18 protein-coding genes are annotated in these 14,570 nt (G+C 51.5%); 6 read left to right on the top strand and 12 right to left on the bottom strand.

Translation table 11 applies throughout. The annotated features are described in order from the left end of the window. The first annotated feature begins 299 nt into the window (after positions 1–299). The 3 genes from BM412_RS00245 (at position 300) to BM412_RS00235 (ending at position 1,745) form a co-directional block, all read left to right on the top strand. Positions 300–434, top strand: a complete 135-nt coding sequence (locus BM412_RS00245) for an AraC family transcriptional regulator (RefSeq protein WP_091220017.1) — start codon at positions 300–302, stop codon at positions 432–434. 407 nt (positions 435–841) lie between these two features. Continuing rightward, complete coding sequence (locus BM412_RS31725) at positions 842–1,171, top strand: CdaR family protein (RefSeq protein WP_143111532.1); 330 nt, start codon at positions 842–844, stop codon at positions 1,169–1,171. A gap of 40 nt (positions 1,172–1,211) precedes the next feature. Continuing rightward, positions 1,212–1,745 carry a helix-turn-helix domain-containing protein gene (locus tag BM412_RS00235; RefSeq protein WP_177245580.1) on the top strand — a complete coding sequence of 178 codons (534 nt, stop codon included), beginning with the start codon at positions 1,212–1,214 and terminating at the stop codon, positions 1,743–1,745. 128 nt (positions 1,746–1,873) lie between these two features. Here BM412_RS00235 and BM412_RS00230 read toward each other — a convergent pair whose 3' ends face one another. Together BM412_RS00230 and BM412_RS00225 are read right to left on the bottom strand one after the other, a co-directional pair. After that, complete coding sequence (locus BM412_RS00230) at positions 1,874–2,662, bottom strand: TrmH family RNA methyltransferase (protein ID WP_091220014.1); 789 nt, start codon at positions 2,660–2,662, stop codon at positions 1,874–1,876. Between the two features lie 31 nt (positions 2,663–2,693). Then, positions 2,694–3,359, bottom strand: coding sequence for a potassium channel family protein (locus tag BM412_RS00225; RefSeq protein WP_305728712.1), 666 nt, complete (start codon positions 3,357–3,359; stop codon positions 2,694–2,696). Positions 3,360–3,503: 144 nt separating this feature from the next. Between BM412_RS00225 and sspI the strand changes: the two genes are divergently transcribed. After that, on the top strand, positions 3,504–3,743 hold the full coding sequence (gene sspI / locus BM412_RS00220; protein WP_091212270.1) for a small acid-soluble spore protein SspI: 240 nt from the start codon (positions 3,504–3,506) through the stop codon (positions 3,741–3,743). 4 nt (positions 3,744–3,747) lie between these two features. On the opposite strand, the gene BM412_RS00215 is transcribed toward sspI, so the two are convergent. From BM412_RS00215 to BM412_RS00190, 7 genes are all read right to left on the bottom strand, one after another. Further along, entirely contained in the window at positions 3,748–3,999 is a 252-nt protein-coding gene (locus BM412_RS00215; RefSeq protein WP_256256333.1) for a DinB family protein, read from the bottom strand. Positions 4,000–4,047: 48 nt separating this feature from the next. Continuing rightward, a complete protein-coding gene (locus BM412_RS31995; protein WP_177245578.1) occupies positions 4,048–4,209 on the bottom strand; it encodes a hypothetical protein in 162 nt (53 codons plus the stop codon). Positions 4,210–4,279: 70 nt separating this feature from the next. Next, complete coding sequence (locus BM412_RS00210; protein ID WP_091212265.1) at positions 4,280–5,380, bottom strand: Gfo/Idh/MocA family protein; 1,101 nt, start codon at positions 5,378–5,380, stop codon at positions 4,280–4,282. 96 nt (positions 5,381–5,476) lie between these two features. Continuing rightward, positions 5,477–6,571 (bottom strand): Gfo/Idh/MocA family protein, encoded by a 1,095-nt coding sequence (locus BM412_RS00205; protein ID WP_091212262.1) that lies wholly within the window; start codon positions 6,569–6,571, stop codon positions 5,477–5,479. A 60-nt stretch (positions 6,572–6,631) separates the two neighbouring features. Next, positions 6,632–7,270, bottom strand: a complete 639-nt coding sequence (locus BM412_RS00200) for a ThuA domain-containing protein (protein WP_091212261.1) — start codon at positions 7,268–7,270, stop codon at positions 6,632–6,634. A gap of 44 nt (positions 7,271–7,314) precedes the next feature. Next, positions 7,315–8,487 carry a Gfo/Idh/MocA family protein gene (locus BM412_RS00195; protein WP_091212258.1) on the bottom strand — a complete coding sequence of 391 codons (1,173 nt, stop codon included), beginning with the start codon at positions 8,485–8,487 and terminating at the stop codon, positions 7,315–7,317. A gap of 95 nt (positions 8,488–8,582) precedes the next feature. After that, positions 8,583–9,620, bottom strand: a complete 1,038-nt coding sequence (locus BM412_RS00190) for a LacI family DNA-binding transcriptional regulator (protein ID WP_091212255.1) — start codon at positions 9,618–9,620, stop codon at positions 8,583–8,585. Positions 9,621–9,814: 194 nt separating this feature from the next. Between BM412_RS00190 and BM412_RS00185 the strand changes: the two genes are divergently transcribed. Together BM412_RS00185 and BM412_RS00180 are read left to right on the top strand one after the other, a co-directional pair. After that, the gene (locus tag BM412_RS00185; RefSeq protein ID WP_091212254.1) at positions 9,815–10,159 is read left to right on the top strand and encodes a TM2 domain-containing protein; all 345 of its coding nucleotides are present in this window, start codon (positions 9,815–9,817) and stop codon (positions 10,157–10,159) included. Positions 10,160–10,180: 21 nt separating this feature from the next. After that, positions 10,181–10,615, top strand: coding sequence for an NINE protein (locus tag BM412_RS00180; protein WP_091212251.1), 435 nt, complete (start codon positions 10,181–10,183; stop codon positions 10,613–10,615). A gap of 59 nt (positions 10,616–10,674) precedes the next feature. On the opposite strand, the gene BM412_RS00175 is transcribed toward BM412_RS00180, so the two are convergent. Genes BM412_RS00175 through zwf form a run of 3 tightly spaced genes read right to left on the bottom strand, consistent with a single transcriptional unit; the run spans position 10,675 to position 14,498 of the window. Beyond that, positions 10,675–12,261, bottom strand: coding sequence for a peptide chain release factor 3 (locus BM412_RS00175; RefSeq protein WP_091212250.1), 1,587 nt, complete (start codon positions 12,259–12,261; stop codon positions 10,675–10,677). Between the two features lie 18 nt (positions 12,262–12,279). After that, on the bottom strand, positions 12,280–12,909 hold the full coding sequence (locus tag BM412_RS00170) for a cyclase family protein (protein ID WP_091212248.1): 630 nt from the start codon (positions 12,907–12,909) through the stop codon (positions 12,280–12,282). Between the two features lie 32 nt (positions 12,910–12,941). Further along, positions 12,942–14,498 (bottom strand): glucose-6-phosphate dehydrogenase, encoded by a 1,557-nt coding sequence (gene zwf, locus BM412_RS00165; RefSeq protein WP_091212247.1) that lies wholly within the window; start codon positions 14,496–14,498, stop codon positions 12,942–12,944. Positions 14,499–14,570 lie beyond the last annotated feature (72 nt).

Here is a 14,570-nt window from a genome sequence, read left to right as displayed (position 1 = left end):
TCACGTTAGGTAAATGAAAATATAAGTAATTTAGTGATTCGCGTAATGACTGCTTAGTCTCTTGGTCAAATTAAATCAACTTCAAAACTCAACCCACCATGACCATCAATCATTTTCATTATACGATAAATAACCGACTCAATAAGCTCATCATGTATTATAAAGAGCTTATGAGCATGAAAGTATAAACATCGAGGATGATCATATTCTCGTGCTGCTCAGCTACAGATCATTGGACCCGCCTGCGAAAAACGAAGATTTAATCTTACTTGTCCGAGAAATTCAACGAAATATAGAGCATTATCCACATCGCAGAAAAGGCCGGTTTCCTAAGCCGCAGCCATTTCTTCGCCTTATTCAAGAAGGTCTATGGAATCACGCCGTCCCAATATAGAAGCAATGCCAAAGCACGCGAAGATCGCATAAATGAATAGAAAAATCCGGCGCGGGTATAGCCCCTGCGCCGGATTTCTTCATTTAAAGCATGATTTACCAATAATCTATCTATGAATAACGACTTTCTTCTGTCCTCTAAACACGGTTACCGCGAAGTCACCATCAAACGAGTTAATCGAGGGAACACGGCGAATTACAGCTGACCAGTGGCAACAGGAACAACTGACACTCGACATCCCGCCATTGCTTCAGAGGCAAACGGTAGCGATCCTGGAGATCGACGATTATGCAGCCTTCGAGGATAGGTACAGCGCGTCGGACAGGAACTTGCTAATCTTCGCATTAAACAATGTATGGAAAGAAATGACCGCAGAGGTCGGCTGCCTGTCATGGTCGGAGTGGACATCTCCATCCAAACTTTGTGTCGTGCTGCTCTATAGCGATCATGAGTCCGATGAGTATGTGCTGCAGCTGCTTAACAAGGTCCGCAACGTGGATCGAGAATCACCTGCAATTTACGGTTACCATCGGTCTTGGCGATGAGGCAGAAGACATCATAACCGTTTCGGAGTCGTACAAGGAAGCAATCGAAGCACTAAATTACAAGATGGTGGAAGGCGTCAATCGGATCATCCTGTTTCATCAATTATCCACGCAGTCCGGTAACGATCTCTATCCTTATTTGCACACCATTCGGACCATCGTGCACGCTTTTAGTGATGCAGGAAGATTGGAAAACACCATTAAATCATTTATTCCGCACAATACGGAATGAGAGGCTTTCGAGGCAAACGATTACCCATATCGTTCTATCCTTGCGTGATCAGCTTCAAACGACAATCGAAACGCTTGCTGACAAATATAGCGTAGGTCTTGAAGGGGAACTCGTTTTACCTGCGAAAGAACTCATGAAGCTCGAATCTTTGGATCTCCTATTCGAGGATGTATATCGTGTCTTCATGCACATTCATCACCATCTGCAGGAATCGCGCAACAATCGAAAGAATTACAGCGTTCTGCGAGAAGTGAAGGAATATATTGACGCTAATTATCAAAATCCTGATCTTTCGCTCGAATATCTCAGCGACAAATTCGAGCTTGGCAATAAGAATCTAAGTAAATTGTTCAAAGAAGAATTCGGAGAAAACTTCATCGATTATTTAACGCGCTTGCGCATCAATCTTGCCAAGCAGATGCTTTGCGCAACGAAGCTGCCGATTCAAGATATCGCTGCGGCCGTGGCCTACTCCAGCTCGATCGCATTCGGCAGAGTTTTCAAACGTATCGTAGGCATCACGCCTACAGCTTATCGCGAGATGGGGGAAGCGATGGAGTCATCATCCGAATAGCTTAGCCGGTTAATATCCATTCAGATGAACATACAGATAGATCATATTTCATATAAAAAAGTCCTGATGCATCGAGGGTTTCTCAATCATCAGGACTGATTTTGTTGTTCCAAATCTATGTTACATAATCACTCCGCATACCGCCGCTGCCGCAGCGCCTCATACAACAATATCGTACTGGCCATCGCCACATTAAGCGACTCCGAATGACCGTGCATCGGGATGATGATGCTCGTATCCACTTGCCCCAGTACATCCCCTGATAGTCCTTGCGATTCGCTGCCCATCAGCAGCCAAGTTGCCCCGCTCCAGTTATAACTGTAACAGGTAGCCGATGCTTGCAGACTTGTCCCGACAAGGGAAATTCCGTGCTTCTTAGCCTCAGGCAGCAGTTCGCTGAGATCCCCTTCAATGACCGGAAGATGGAACAACGAGCCCATCGTCGAGCGCACCGTCTTGGGATTGTAGAGATCGACGCAACCTCGCCCGAGCACAACGGCATGGGCGCCGACCGCGTCCGCGCTGCGGATGATCGTACCGACATTGCCGGGATCGCGAACGCCATCCAGCACCACAACCAGCGAGTCCTGCTGATACAGATTGGACACGTCCGCATAAGGCTTTGCGGCCACGCCGAACACCGGCGGCGGAGAGTCCGTCCCCGTGCATTTGGCCATAACAGCCGGAGTAGCTTCAATCAGCTCGCAATCGGTTTGGCCAAGCAGCGTACGAAGCTCGCCCGGTATACCGCGTTCCATATCGATCACGATCGTTTCCACATCGGCACCGGCAAGCAGCGCTTCCTGCACCAGATGGACCCCCTCGATAATGAAGCGGCCCGTACGGTCCCGGTGCTTCTTCTCCAGCAAGGCTGCCATCGCTTTCACTTTCTCATTTTGCACTGAAGTAATGCTCATCATTCGTTTATTGTTCGTTTGCACGTTATTATCAGCCTTCCGCATAATCAAGCTCTAATTCCGATAAATGTTCCGTCTTGCCCACAATAACCAGCACATCGTCAGTTCGGATAACATCCTCCGCTAAAGGAGAAATATTAAGCTCGCTCCCTGTCTTGATCGCGAGTACATTGCATTTGTATTTGGCGCGAATATCTAACTGCTTTAAGTTTTTGCCGACGGCAAAAGAGGGTACCTTGATCTCAACGATGCTGTAATCCTTCGACAATTCGATGTACTCCAAGATGTTGGGGGAAATTAAATGATGGGCGACGCGCATGCCCATATCCCGCTCCGGAAACACCACTTTGTCCGCGCCGATCTTCGTCAGCACCTTGCCATGCAGCTCGCTTTGCGCCTTAACGATCAATTGGGGAACGCCAAATTCCTTCAAAATAAGCGTCGTAAGAATGCTCGCTTGAATATCCGCACCAATCGCTACGACGACGACATCGAAGTTGCGCAACCCAAGTGACCGCAACGCATCCTCGTCCGTCGAATCCGCAGTAACGGCATGCGTTACCCGCGCGGATACGTCCTCGACCTTCTGCTCATTGGAATCGATCGCCAGCACGTCGAAGCCAAGCTTGGACAGCGATTGAGCGACACTTGTGCCAAACCGTCCCATACCAATTACCGCGTACTGCTTATTCGGCAAGACTTTCATCTCCCTTGAAGCAATTTGAGCTTATTATAGCACAATTTCCTTATATATCCGAACGCCACGCTGCAGCATCCGGCATGAAAACAAGGTCGCAAGGAAATATTAAACCTCGAATCTGTATGTGATGGAGGGATCAGATTGAACAATCTTGATTTGCGGCAGGCAATCGTTCGTCGGGTACAAAATTTAACGGGGGAAGAACTGACCGACGTCATTGAAGGCTCCATCGGAAGTGATGAGAAAGCACTCCCCGGACTAGGAGTACTGTTCGAAATGATTTGGAAAAACAGCGAAGAAAGTGATCGCAACCGTATGGTTCAAGCACTCTACGACGTGCTTCATCCCGCTGCGGAAAGCGCATCGCCGAGTCCAAGCTGACCGCTCACGCATGCCCGAAGATTTGCTGCAAATGATGCTCCATATGAGCCACATAATCATCAATCAGCCATTCCGAGGTGACCGTAGTTCCGCTTGGAAATTGTCCCGTACGCGCTAAGCTTGCAGGTGATAACCCTGTAATGACGCGCAGAACGGATTGATTAAGGCTCACCCTTAACGCAAGCACTTCTTCAGGAGGAGCATCGATATACCGCTGAGCCTTCACCCAGTTCTCTTGGTCATAGGGGACGTTGATCGGTATTCCTTCCCTTTCAGTATGTCCATCTATTTGAACGAAGCGGCATTAATTGTTGATGGATGAGTCGCATAGATGCCCAAGCAGCTGCAGACGCGACCATTTCCCTTCAGAGATAGGCTGCACGATTTCGTGGTGACCGAGTGATTGGAATCGTTGTGGTACGTAATCCAGCATAGCTTCCATGCTGCGAATGGAATTCGAAATCATAAGCGAACCTCCCATAGATAGAAAAATGACATTCAAACCATGACCCGGTTTGAATGTCTTTTTCTGTTTCTTATACGACTGCGTTGCTTTCGAGCGCCGGCATAGGCTCCGGACGGTCGCAAGTGCTTTCCATCACGTAGTGTTTGCCGTCACGGGAAGCATCATGGAAACCATGCATCGCTTCAAGAACATGATAAGCCATTGCCCCATTCGCGCGATGCTGGCGACCTTCGGCAATCGCGCGCGCCATGTCGGCCACGCCGATGCCGCGGTTGTTGTCGGTGTTGCCGTGCGTGAACGGCACTTCTTCCCACTCTTCTGAACCGTAACGGCGCAGCTTGATGGTACCGCCGAATGTATTCGGATCCGGTACAAGCAGGGAGCCTGCGCTGCCATGAATCTCGATGTTCGGCAATGAAGTGCCTGCCTTGGAATCGAAGCTCGTAATCAGCGTTCCTACAGCGCCGCTTTGGAAATCGATAACGCCGGCAATATGCGTTGGCGTCTCGACTTTAATGATTTTGCCGTTCTTCTTCTCGCTCGTAATCGTGCGCTCCGGGAAAGGAATGATAGCCGAGCCTGTCACGCGGCGAAACGGACCCAGCAGCGCGATGTAGGCTGTCAAATAGTACGGCCCCATATCAAACATCGGACCGCCGCCTGCTTCATAGAAGAACTCCGGATCCGGATGCCAGCCCTCTGGTCCTTCGCCAAGCATGAAGCCCGTTACGGAGATCGGAGTACCGATGGCGCCGTCATCGATCAGCTTACGGCAAGTTTGAATGCCGCCGCCAAGGAATGTCTCCGGCGCGCTTGCGACGCGCAAGCCCTTCTCAGCTGCGAGAGCCAACACCTTCTTGCCTTCTTCGCGAGTAACCGCAAGCGGCTTCTCCACATAAACATGCTTACCCGCTTCAAGAGCCTGCAAACAAACAGACGCATGAGCTTTCGGAATCGTCAGGTTCACGACGATCTCGATTTCCGGATCTGCTAGCAGCTGCTCTACCGTATAAGCTTTGGCCAGACCGAATTCCTCGGCACGCATCTTCGCGCGCTCCAAATCGATATCTGCTGCAGCAACAAGTTCAATCTCCGGGTATTTCTTCAGATTCGTAAAATAAATTTGGCTGATATTGCCGCAGCCCACAATGCCGACTTTAACTGGTTTCATGAATGAATCTCCTTTTATGCAACCTGAATATAGGATTGAAAATGATCAGCCTACCCGAGCGAGCGGGCAGGCTGCATGTCTCATTTCATATTAGCGTTATTGGGACTGGGCTTCAAGTGCAGGCATTGGCTCAGGACGTGCGCATGTGCTTTCCATCACATAATGCTTTCCGTCGCGCGAAGCATCGTGAATGCCGTGCATCGCTTCGAGCACATGGTAAGCCATCGTGCCGTTAGCACGGTGTTCTCCGCCTTCGCGAATAGCTCGGGCCATATCCGCAACGCCAATCCCGCGATTGTTATCGATGTGACCATGAGTAAGCTCGATCTCTTCCCAGTCTCCGCCTGCACGGCGAAGCTTTACTTTGCCGCCGAAACCGTTCGGATCCGGTACAATCAACGAACCTTTGCTGCCGTGAATCTCGATGTTCGGCAGCGATGTGCCTCCCGGTACGTCGAAGCTTGTCAGCAAGGTGCCGATCGCGCCGTTCTCGAAGTCGAGCACGCCCGTAATATTCGTAGGCGTTTCCACTTGGATAAGCTTGCCGCGTTTCTTCTCGCTTGTGATCGTGCGCTCTGCATGCGTAATCCGTGCCGAACCGGTAACGCGGCGAATAGGTCCAAGCAAAGTAACGAATGCCGTTAAGTAGTAAGGGCCCATATCGAACATCGGGCCACCGCCGATTTCGTAATAGAACTCCGGATCCGGATGCCAGCTCTCGTGACCGCCGCAGAGCATGAAGCCTGTCGCGGATACCGGCATGCCAATTGCACCTTCGTCAATCAGCTTACGGCAAGTTTGAATGCCGCCGCCAAGGAACGTCTCCGGCGCGCTTGCGACACGCAGACCTTTCTTCTCCGCCAGCTCAAGCACTTGCTTGCCTTCTTCGCGAGTAACGACGATCGGCTTCTCCACATACACATGTTTGCCGGCTTCCAGCGCCTGCAAGCAGACAGAGGCATGTGCCTTCGGAATCGTCAGATTGACGACGATTTCGATTTCCGGATCAGCGAGCAATTGCTCCACCGTATAAGCTTTGCTCAAGTTGAATTCAACGGCACGTGCTTTCGCGCGCTCGATATCGATATCCGCCGCTGCGACGAGCTCCACCTGAGGGTACTTCTTCAAGTTCGTAAAATAAACATGGCTGATATTGCCGCAGCCAATAATGCCGACTTTTACTGGTTTCATGAAACGCCATTCCTCCTAAAAGTACGTATGATATAAAGTGCTTGGCTGACTTTCGCGTTCTTATGCTTCTTGGCTGCCGCGTGCTGCCCACAGGAATCCGCGGCGCATCAATTCAAGCGTTTGCGGCATGGCCACGATGTTCGCTTGATGCCCCAGTGAATTGTAGTACACGCGGCCTTCGCCCCACGTCTTCGTCCAAACGATCGGCATTTTCACATCGCCAAACGACGTCGTGGCATGCACCTCATTCGCCGGGTCCACATGCATGTAATACTTCTCGGTGCACACTTCAAAATCGCCGATGCCGCTTGTAAGCGGATTGTCCTCGCGTACCATATTGACGTCGTAAACGACGCCGTCATTGCCCGGATGTGCGACCCACTGACCGCCAACCATGAACTGATAATCGACATCGTTGCGGAAGGAATCGCCCATGCCGCCGTGGCAGCCCGCGATGCCGCAGCCCGCGCGTACCGTATCGAGCAGCGGACGAAGCTGTTCCTGCGTAATCGAGCCCATTGTCCATACGGGTACGATTAGATCCAGCTGAGCCATGAGCTCCTCATCCTTGTAAGCGTCCAGCGTATCCGATACCGTTACTTCAAAGCCTTCTTTATTCAACAAATCGGCAAAAATTCCCGCTACTTCCTCCGGCTGATGTCCATCCCAGCCGCCCCATACGATCAACGCTTTTCTCATGTTTCCCATCCTCTGCTCCAATAGTTAATCCGCTATAATTCTCTTTATCTTAATTCCGAAATCGCGACCCAGCGGCGTTCGGCAATCGACTTATCGACAGCTTCCAGAACAGCTTGGCACTCTACGCCGTCTACGAAGTTCGGAACAGGCTGACGGTCTTCGGCCAGTGCCAGCATAAACTCGTGTATCTCATGCGTGAAGGTATGCTCATAACCAATCGTATGTCCGGCAGGCCACCAAGCCTCGCTGTAGGCATGCGGAGCATCCGTTGCAATCACGCGGCGGAAGCCTTGAACGTCCGCAGCATCATCCGTAAAGTACACTTCAAGCTCATTCACGCGCTCAAAATCAAACTTGATGCTGCCTTTGCTGCCGTTGATTTCAAACGAATTCGTACAACGATGGCCCGGCGCGAAGCGCGTTGCTTCGATGCTGCCGAGCGCTCCGTTCGCAAAACGAGCCAGGAACAAGGTCGCGTCATCTACCGTAACCTGTCCGCGAGGCGCGTCACTGTCACCTTTGGCACTAAGACCGCTAAGGCCAAGCGTAGCCGTCGGCAGCGGACGCTCCTTCACGAACGTTTCGCTCATCCCGATCACTTCCTGGAATTCGCCGACGAGGAAACGAGCCATATCGATGACATGGGCGCCGAGGTCACCATGCGAGCCGGAACCGGCAATTTCCTTCTGCAGACGCCATACGAGCGGGAACTGCGGATCTACGATCCAATCCTGCAGGAAGAAGCCGCGGAAATGATAGATTTCACCGATGCGACCATCGGCAACAAGCTTCTTAGCAAGCTGTACAGCCGGAGCAAATCGGTAGTTGAAGCCAACCATATGCTTCACGCCGGCTTTCTCAGCCGCATTGAGCATCTCGATGGAATCCGCCAGATTAAGGGCAAGCGGCTTCTCGCAGAAGATATGCTTGCCCGCTTCCGCAGCAGCAATCGCAATCTCCTTATGCGCATCGCTCGGCGCATTGATATCGATCAAATCGATGTCATCGCGCGTAACAAGCTTGCGCCAGTCCGTCTCTGCGCTTTCCCAGCCAAACTGCTCGCGAGCCAGCTCCAGGCCGGCTGCATCCCGACCGCAAATAACCGCCATCTGCGGGCGAATCACTTTCGGGAAGAACATCGGAAGTGCTCTATAGGCGTTACTGTGGGCTTTGCCCATAAATTTGTAACCAATCATCCCTACTCGAATAGTGCTCATCGTTTTGTTCCACCTCTCATAAAATTAGGTTAGCAATACGGTGAAACTTCCTCAATTATTAAGCGTGAAACCGATAGGATCTCCTATGCATCACGTTAGGTTGTCGTCGTTCTCGTTGTCTTGGAGGAAGCCCTTTCAATCAACTTTACAGGCAGCTTAACTTCAAAAGGGGACGATGGTTCGGTCTCCGTCATCGTGTCAAGCAGGCGGGACGCCGCCTCGCAGCCAACTTCATAGAACGGAACACGAATGGAGGTAAGCGGCGGCTCCGTCATCCGCGAGACATCGGAATCGTCGCAGCCAACAAGGGCAACGTCCTCGCCTACGCGTATGCCGAGCTCTTTAAGCCCTTGCATGAGCCCGATCGCCATTCGGTCGTTCGCGGCAATCACCGCATCAACGTCACCGCTGCGAATGAGCTCCGCTACCTTTACAGCCTGCTGGTAGCCGCTCTTGCGGCTATAATTCCCGATCAGCACATGCTCGGCTTGGAAGGTCACTTGCTCTTCGATGAGCGCCTGCTGATAGCCCTTCAACCGATCCAAACTGTTCGAGTATTCCGCCGGGCCATTGAGAAAACAGATCTTCCGGAAGCCTTGCTGCAGAAGATGTCTGGCCGCATGACGGCTCCCCATTCGCTGATCGGCATCCACCGTGTTGAAGGCTTCTCCCTCAAAGCGCTGATTAACGAGGCAGAAGGGATGCTCGCCTTCCTTGAGCTCGGCAAGCGCCTCACGTTCCGTCGGCACATCTTGAGCGCCCAGTATGATGCACCCGTCAATCTTCTGCGTCCGAAACAGATTCGCATAGTCCCGCGGCTCGTCAGCTTCCCGAAACAAGAGCAGCAAATCATACCCGCGCTGCTTGGCCGTAACCCCGATCCCGCTCAATACTTCGGAGAAGTAATAAGTCGAGAAGAGATTCACCTTAGGCAACAACGGCAGAATTACGCCAAGATTGCCGCTTCTGCGCAGCGCAAACCGCTGTGCAAGCGCACTCGGCACATACCCAAGCTGCTTGGCAGCATCCACGACACGTTTAGCCGTCTCATCCTTTACTGTCCCGGCGCCGTTCAGCACACGCGATACCGTCGCTTCCGACACTCCTGCTAATTCAGCGACTTTTTTACGGATAAGTCCTTCCTCCCATCCAAGTTAATCATCTAATGTACACGCGTACATTTTCTCATGCAAGCGGTTACCTGTCAATCCTTTTACAAGGCCGGCGCATGAAAAATTTCCTGGTTATTCCTTGCCCGATTCTTGAATGCTGCATTATACTAATGAAGTCTAATTTCTAACAATTTATGACAAAGGGGATCCTATTCATGCCTTATAACATCGCCCAGAAGAGCCAACTGGACGCTCGCGAACTGCTGCTGCTCGATCAAGAAGTGAGGAATCAGGGTAAAAACATGCTCGTCGCCTATATTCTGTGGTTCTTCCTTGGCAGCTTCGGCGCTCATCGCTTCTACATGAAGAAGACGGGTTCAGCCGTTGCTCAGCTTATATTAACGATTACGATTATCGGATACATCGTGTCGGCCATTTGGGTTTTAATAGATGCCTTCCTGCTCCATGGCATGGTGAAAGAAGAGAATCAACGCGTCGAAGCCAGAATTATAGATGAGCTGCTCGGACAGAAGCATTTCGATAATGCGATGAGACGATAAGCAAAGGAGCAGTAGAAGCGCATGCTTACCAAACATGACTTGACCTTAAGTGAGCTGCTTATCCTGAATTCTGAGCTGCGCGGTGCCGAGAAATCCCCGGCTGTTGCCTATCTGATGCTGCTCGGCGGCCATCTTGGGCTGCATCGCTTCTATCTGAAACGTATAGGCTCAGGTATTGCACAGCTTCTCCTCTTCATAGCTGCGGTACTCTTCTACTTCGTCAGCGCCATTTCTTCGGCCGTTTCCTCTACATCCGCTTTTACCATCCTGGCAATAATTCTATGCATCCTTTCAGGAGTCGCCCTTTTTGTGTGGGTCATCGTAGATCTGTTCCTTCTTCCCGGGATGATTCGTTCCTACAATGAAGGCGTGAAACAGGAAATTCTGGCCGCCATCGAGCACCATCGCCGGATGGAGCAGCTGGCCGGTCGTCCGATTCCCGATCTGATCGACTGACGCAAAAAGACCTCAACGCCGTTAGCAACCTAACGGAATTGAGGTCTTTTCTTTATTCATTAAGGAGCCATCTCCAAGAACTTGGAGGTTGGGTTCTTATCCATTGCTGTACGCATCGCGTATTCATTCTCGAACAGCGCAACGTAATTATCTTTCTTATCCTTCACCAGCGTGGAATTAATCCGGTACTTGGAAGGATCGATCTTGTCATCGACGATCCAGCGGGCAAACTGGAATTGCATCCGGTGCAGCTGAATGTCTACGCCGTATTCCGAACGCATCCGATGCTCGAACACCTCGAATTGCAGCTGTCCGACAACGCCAAGAATGGTTTCATCGAAGTTGCCCGTGGAATGGAACACTTGAATCGTTCCTTCTTCGGTCAGCTGGTCGATACCCTTCTGGTATTGCTTATGCTTAAGTGCGTTCTTCACGGTAACTTTCGCAAACAGCTCCGGAGAGAAGGTTGGCAATTCGTCGAACACGACATCGCCGCCTTGCGACAAGGAATCGCCGATGCGGAAGATGCCCGGATCGAACAGGCCGATAATATCGCCCGGATAAGCATTTTCTACGATATCCCGGTCCTGCGCCAGAAATTGCTGCGGCTGCGCAAGCTTGATATCCTTGCCGTTACGTACATGGCGAACACTCATGCCCCGTTCGAAACGGCCGGAGCAAATGCGCAGAAACGCAATCCGGTCGCGGTGGGCCGGGTTCATATTCGCTTGGATCTTGAACACATAACCTGTAAATTTCTCGCTCATCGGATCAACCGGACCGCTCGTGCTCTGACGCGGCGTCGGCGATGGCGCAAGCTGCAGGAAGTTCTCCAAGAACGTCTGCACGCCGAAATTGTTAACCGCACTGCCGAAGAACAGCGGAGTCAATTCGCCTGCACGGACCTTCTCGTAATCGAACTGATCGCCTGCGACATCAAGGAGCTCCAGGTCTTGAATCAATTGATCCGTCAAGAAATCGCCCGCCATCTCGCGGATATGAGGATCGTTATAATCCTTTACCTTCACGACTTCAATCGTGGAATGGTCATTGCCTTGGAACAGCTCAACTTGATTCTTCATTCGGTCGTATACGCCGCAAAGCTCGCGTCCCATCCCGATCGGCCAGTTCATCGGAACCGCCCGAATACCAAGCACGCGCTCCAGCTCTTCCATTAATTCGAATGGACTTTGGCCTTCACGGTCGAGCTTGTTGATGAAGGTGAAGATCGGAATACCGCGTTTGCTGCATACTTGGAACAGCTTAATCGTCTGTGCCTCGACGCCTTTCGCGACGTCGATAAGCATCACGGCGCTGTCGGCTGCAGTCAGCGTACGGTACGTATCTTCACTGAAATCTTGGTGACCCGGTGTATCGAGAATGTTAACGCGATGACCGCTATAGTCGAACTGCATGACGGAAGACGTTACGGAGATTCCCCGCTGCTTCTCGATTTCCATCCAGTCGCTCGTCGCATGGCGGCTTGCCTTCCGCGCTTTAACCGTACCCGCTTCGCGAATGGCGCCTCCGAATAGAAGGAGCTTCTCCGTTAGCGTCGTTTTTCCCGCATCGGGGTGAGAAATGATGGCGAAAGTACGCCTTTTCTCAACTTCTTGTTTAATCTCATCGGTCATTGTTTTACTCATGATAGTTCCCTTCGTCCTTTACATGCCGCCGATCAAGAAAGCCCGGGCAGGAGCAGCGTCGAGCCCCGTAAGCTTAAGCGGCGCAATGGCCATAAAATAGTTGCCTGGCGTGACATCCTTCAGGCGCAATCCTTCGACAATAATGATATTATTGCGAAACAGAGCGCGATGCGTCGGATATTCCGGCTGTGCGCGCTCGATGCCGAGTGCATCCGTACCCAAACCGCGGATACCGAGTTCCACTAAATAACGAGCGCCGTCTTCGCGCAGGAAGACAAAATTGAAATCAAATGCTTCCGAGAACGAGTTGCGCGTCTTGAACAGCACCCACTCATTACGCTGCAGGTGAAACGGCTCCAAGTCCGCACGCGTGATGCAGACCTCGCAATGCGTCAAATCGACGACGCGAGCATAGCCTATGAGCTGCTCCAGACCGATCGTTTCAATCGTCTCGCCATCTTTCAGCATATGCAGGGGGGCATCCACGTGCGTACCGCAGTGAACATCCAGATCAAGACGGGATTCGTAGACAGCCTGCCCGTTATCGTGGTTGGACACATTCGTGATCTTCGGAAGCTTCGTTTCATTATTCTTATACACTTGCATCGACGGATCGATCGTCATCGAAATATCGTAAATTTTAAACATGGTCAACGTCTCCTATACCGTCCTGCATGCAATCATTTCGGTCCGCCGGAGATCCAAATCACGTTATCCTCAGCTTGCCCGTTTACCGGCCACCAGTGGAAGCCGTCTTCCGCAAGGAGTTCATCCGTGCGCGCCGGTCCCCACGAACCTGCAGGATAGAGCTGAAGATCGGAGCTGTCTTCACGCCATGCGTCAGCGATGCGATCCACGAAGGACCACGCCTGCGCAACTTCATCCCAACGGGTGAAGTAGGTTGATTCGCCGCGAGCCGCATCATAGATTAGACGCTCATAAGCTTCCGGCGTATTGATGCCGATCATGCAGCTTTGGCAGAATTCCATCGAAACCGGCTGTACGACATTGTCGACGCCCGGCTTTTTCGCATTGATCTTGATATAAATGCCTTCCATCGGATTGACGCGGATGACAAGCAGGTTTGGTGCCAGATCGTGACGACGCGCGAACAAGATATTGTCCGGCACGTTCTTGAACTCAATGACTACCTCGGTTGTTTTGACCGGAAGTCGTTTGCCCGTACGAATATAGAACGGAACACCTGCCCAGCGGAAATTATCGAGGAACACGCGAGCTGCAAAATACGTCTCTGTGGTCGATTCCGGATTAACGGAATCCTCTTGGCGATAGCCGCTAAGCGGTTTGTCTTTGGCAGAACCCTCGTCATATTGACCGCGAATGACATGCTGATTCACTTCGCCCGCCGATGCGAATGGACGCAGCGAACGCAGTGCCTTCACCTTCTCGTCGCGGATATCCTCCGGATGCAGCCTGCTTGGCGGCTCCATTGCAATCATCGCCAGCATTTGCATCATATGGTTCTGAACCATATCGCGAAGTGCGCCGGACTTATCGTAATAACCGCCGCGCTCTTCCACGCCTACGGTCTCGGAAAGCGTGATTTGCACATTAGCGATATGTTTATTGTTCCACAATGGCTCAAAAAATGCGTTGGAGAAACGGAGCACCTCAATGTTTTGCACCATTTCCTTGCCCAAGTAGTGATCGATCCGATAGATCTCCTCTTCCTTGAACACTTGGCTAAGCTGACTGTTCAGCTTGCGCGCCGATTCGAGATCATAACCGAACGGCTTCTCGATAACAAGACGGTTCCAGCCCGGTGATTCCAGCAAGCCGCCGTCGCGCAGGTTGAAAGAAACCGGTCCGAACAAGTTCGGTGCCAGCGCCAAGTAGAACAAGCGGTTGCCCGGAATGTTGAACTTCTCGTCCAGCCCCTGCGACAAGCGGGCCAGCTCCCGGAATCCGTCTACATTATTAATGTCGAGGGACATGTATACAAAATGCTCGGCGAACCGGTTCCAAAGCGCGGCATCGTCCGATTTGTAACGCGAAAACTCGCTGATCGATTCGTACACGTCAGCTCTGAACTGCTCATTCGTCCGCGGCCTGCGGGCAAGTCCTACTACGGCGAAATCATCGGCCAGCTTGCCTTCTTTATATAAGCTGAATAGCGCAGGAAACAGTTTCCTACGCGCCAAATCTCCTGTAGCTCCAAATAAATAATAAACCGCACCCTCTGCGGCAACTGATTCATGTTTGCTCACTTCGGTCATTTCCCTCATTCTCTCTTATGTATTTTCATACAACGATTGGTAAGATCATGTTATGTAGTTTAGCATATTGAC

Source organism: Paenibacillus sp. BC26 (genome assembly GCF_900116125.1).
Taxonomy (GTDB): domain Bacteria; phylum Bacillota; class Bacilli; order Paenibacillales; family Paenibacillaceae; genus Paenibacillus_Z; species Paenibacillus_Z lignilyticus.
This window is presented reverse-complemented; position numbering and strand designations above follow the sequence as displayed.

Excerpts from the sequence above, each read along its gene's own strand:
- BM412_RS31725 (WP_143111532.1), top strand. The coding sequence starts at position 842 with ATGAGTCCGATGAGTATGTGCTGCAGCTGCTTAACAAGGTCCGCAACG.
- BM412_RS00230 (WP_091220014.1), bottom strand. The coding sequence starts at position 2,662 with ATGAGCATTACTTCAGTGCAAAATGAGAAAGTGAAAGCGATGGCAGCC.
- BM412_RS31995 (WP_177245578.1), bottom strand. The coding sequence starts at position 4,209 with ATGATTTCGAATTCCATTCGCAGCATGGAAGCTATGCTGGATTACGTA.
- BM412_RS00210 (WP_091212265.1), bottom strand. The coding sequence starts at position 5,380 with ATGAAACCAGTTAAAGTCGGCATTGTGGGCTGCGGCAATATCAGCCAA.
- BM412_RS00205 (WP_091212262.1), bottom strand. The coding sequence starts at position 6,571 with ATGAAACCAGTAAAAGTCGGCATTATTGGCTGCGGCAATATCAGCCAT.
- BM412_RS00200 (WP_091212261.1), bottom strand. The coding sequence starts at position 7,270 with ATGAGAAAAGCGTTGATCGTATGGGGCGGCTGGGATGGACATCAGCCG.
- BM412_RS00195 (WP_091212258.1), bottom strand. The coding sequence starts at position 8,487 with ATGAGCACTATTCGAGTAGGGATGATTGGTTACAAATTTATGGGCAAA.
- BM412_RS00185 (WP_091212254.1), top strand. The coding sequence starts at position 9,815 with ATGCCTTATAACATCGCCCAGAAGAGCCAACTGGACGCTCGCGAACTG.
- BM412_RS00180 (WP_091212251.1), top strand. The coding sequence starts at position 10,181 with ATGCTTACCAAACATGACTTGACCTTAAGTGAGCTGCTTATCCTGAAT.
- BM412_RS00175 (WP_091212250.1), bottom strand. The coding sequence starts at position 12,261 with ATGAGTAAAACAATGACCGATGAGATTAAACAAGAAGTTGAGAAAAGG.
- BM412_RS00170 (WP_091212248.1), bottom strand. The coding sequence starts at position 12,909 with ATGTTTAAAATTTACGATATTTCGATGACGATCGATCCGTCGATGCAA.
- zwf (WP_091212247.1), bottom strand. The coding sequence starts at position 14,498 with ATGACCGAAGTGAGCAAACATGAATCAGTTGCCGCAGAGGGTGCGGTT.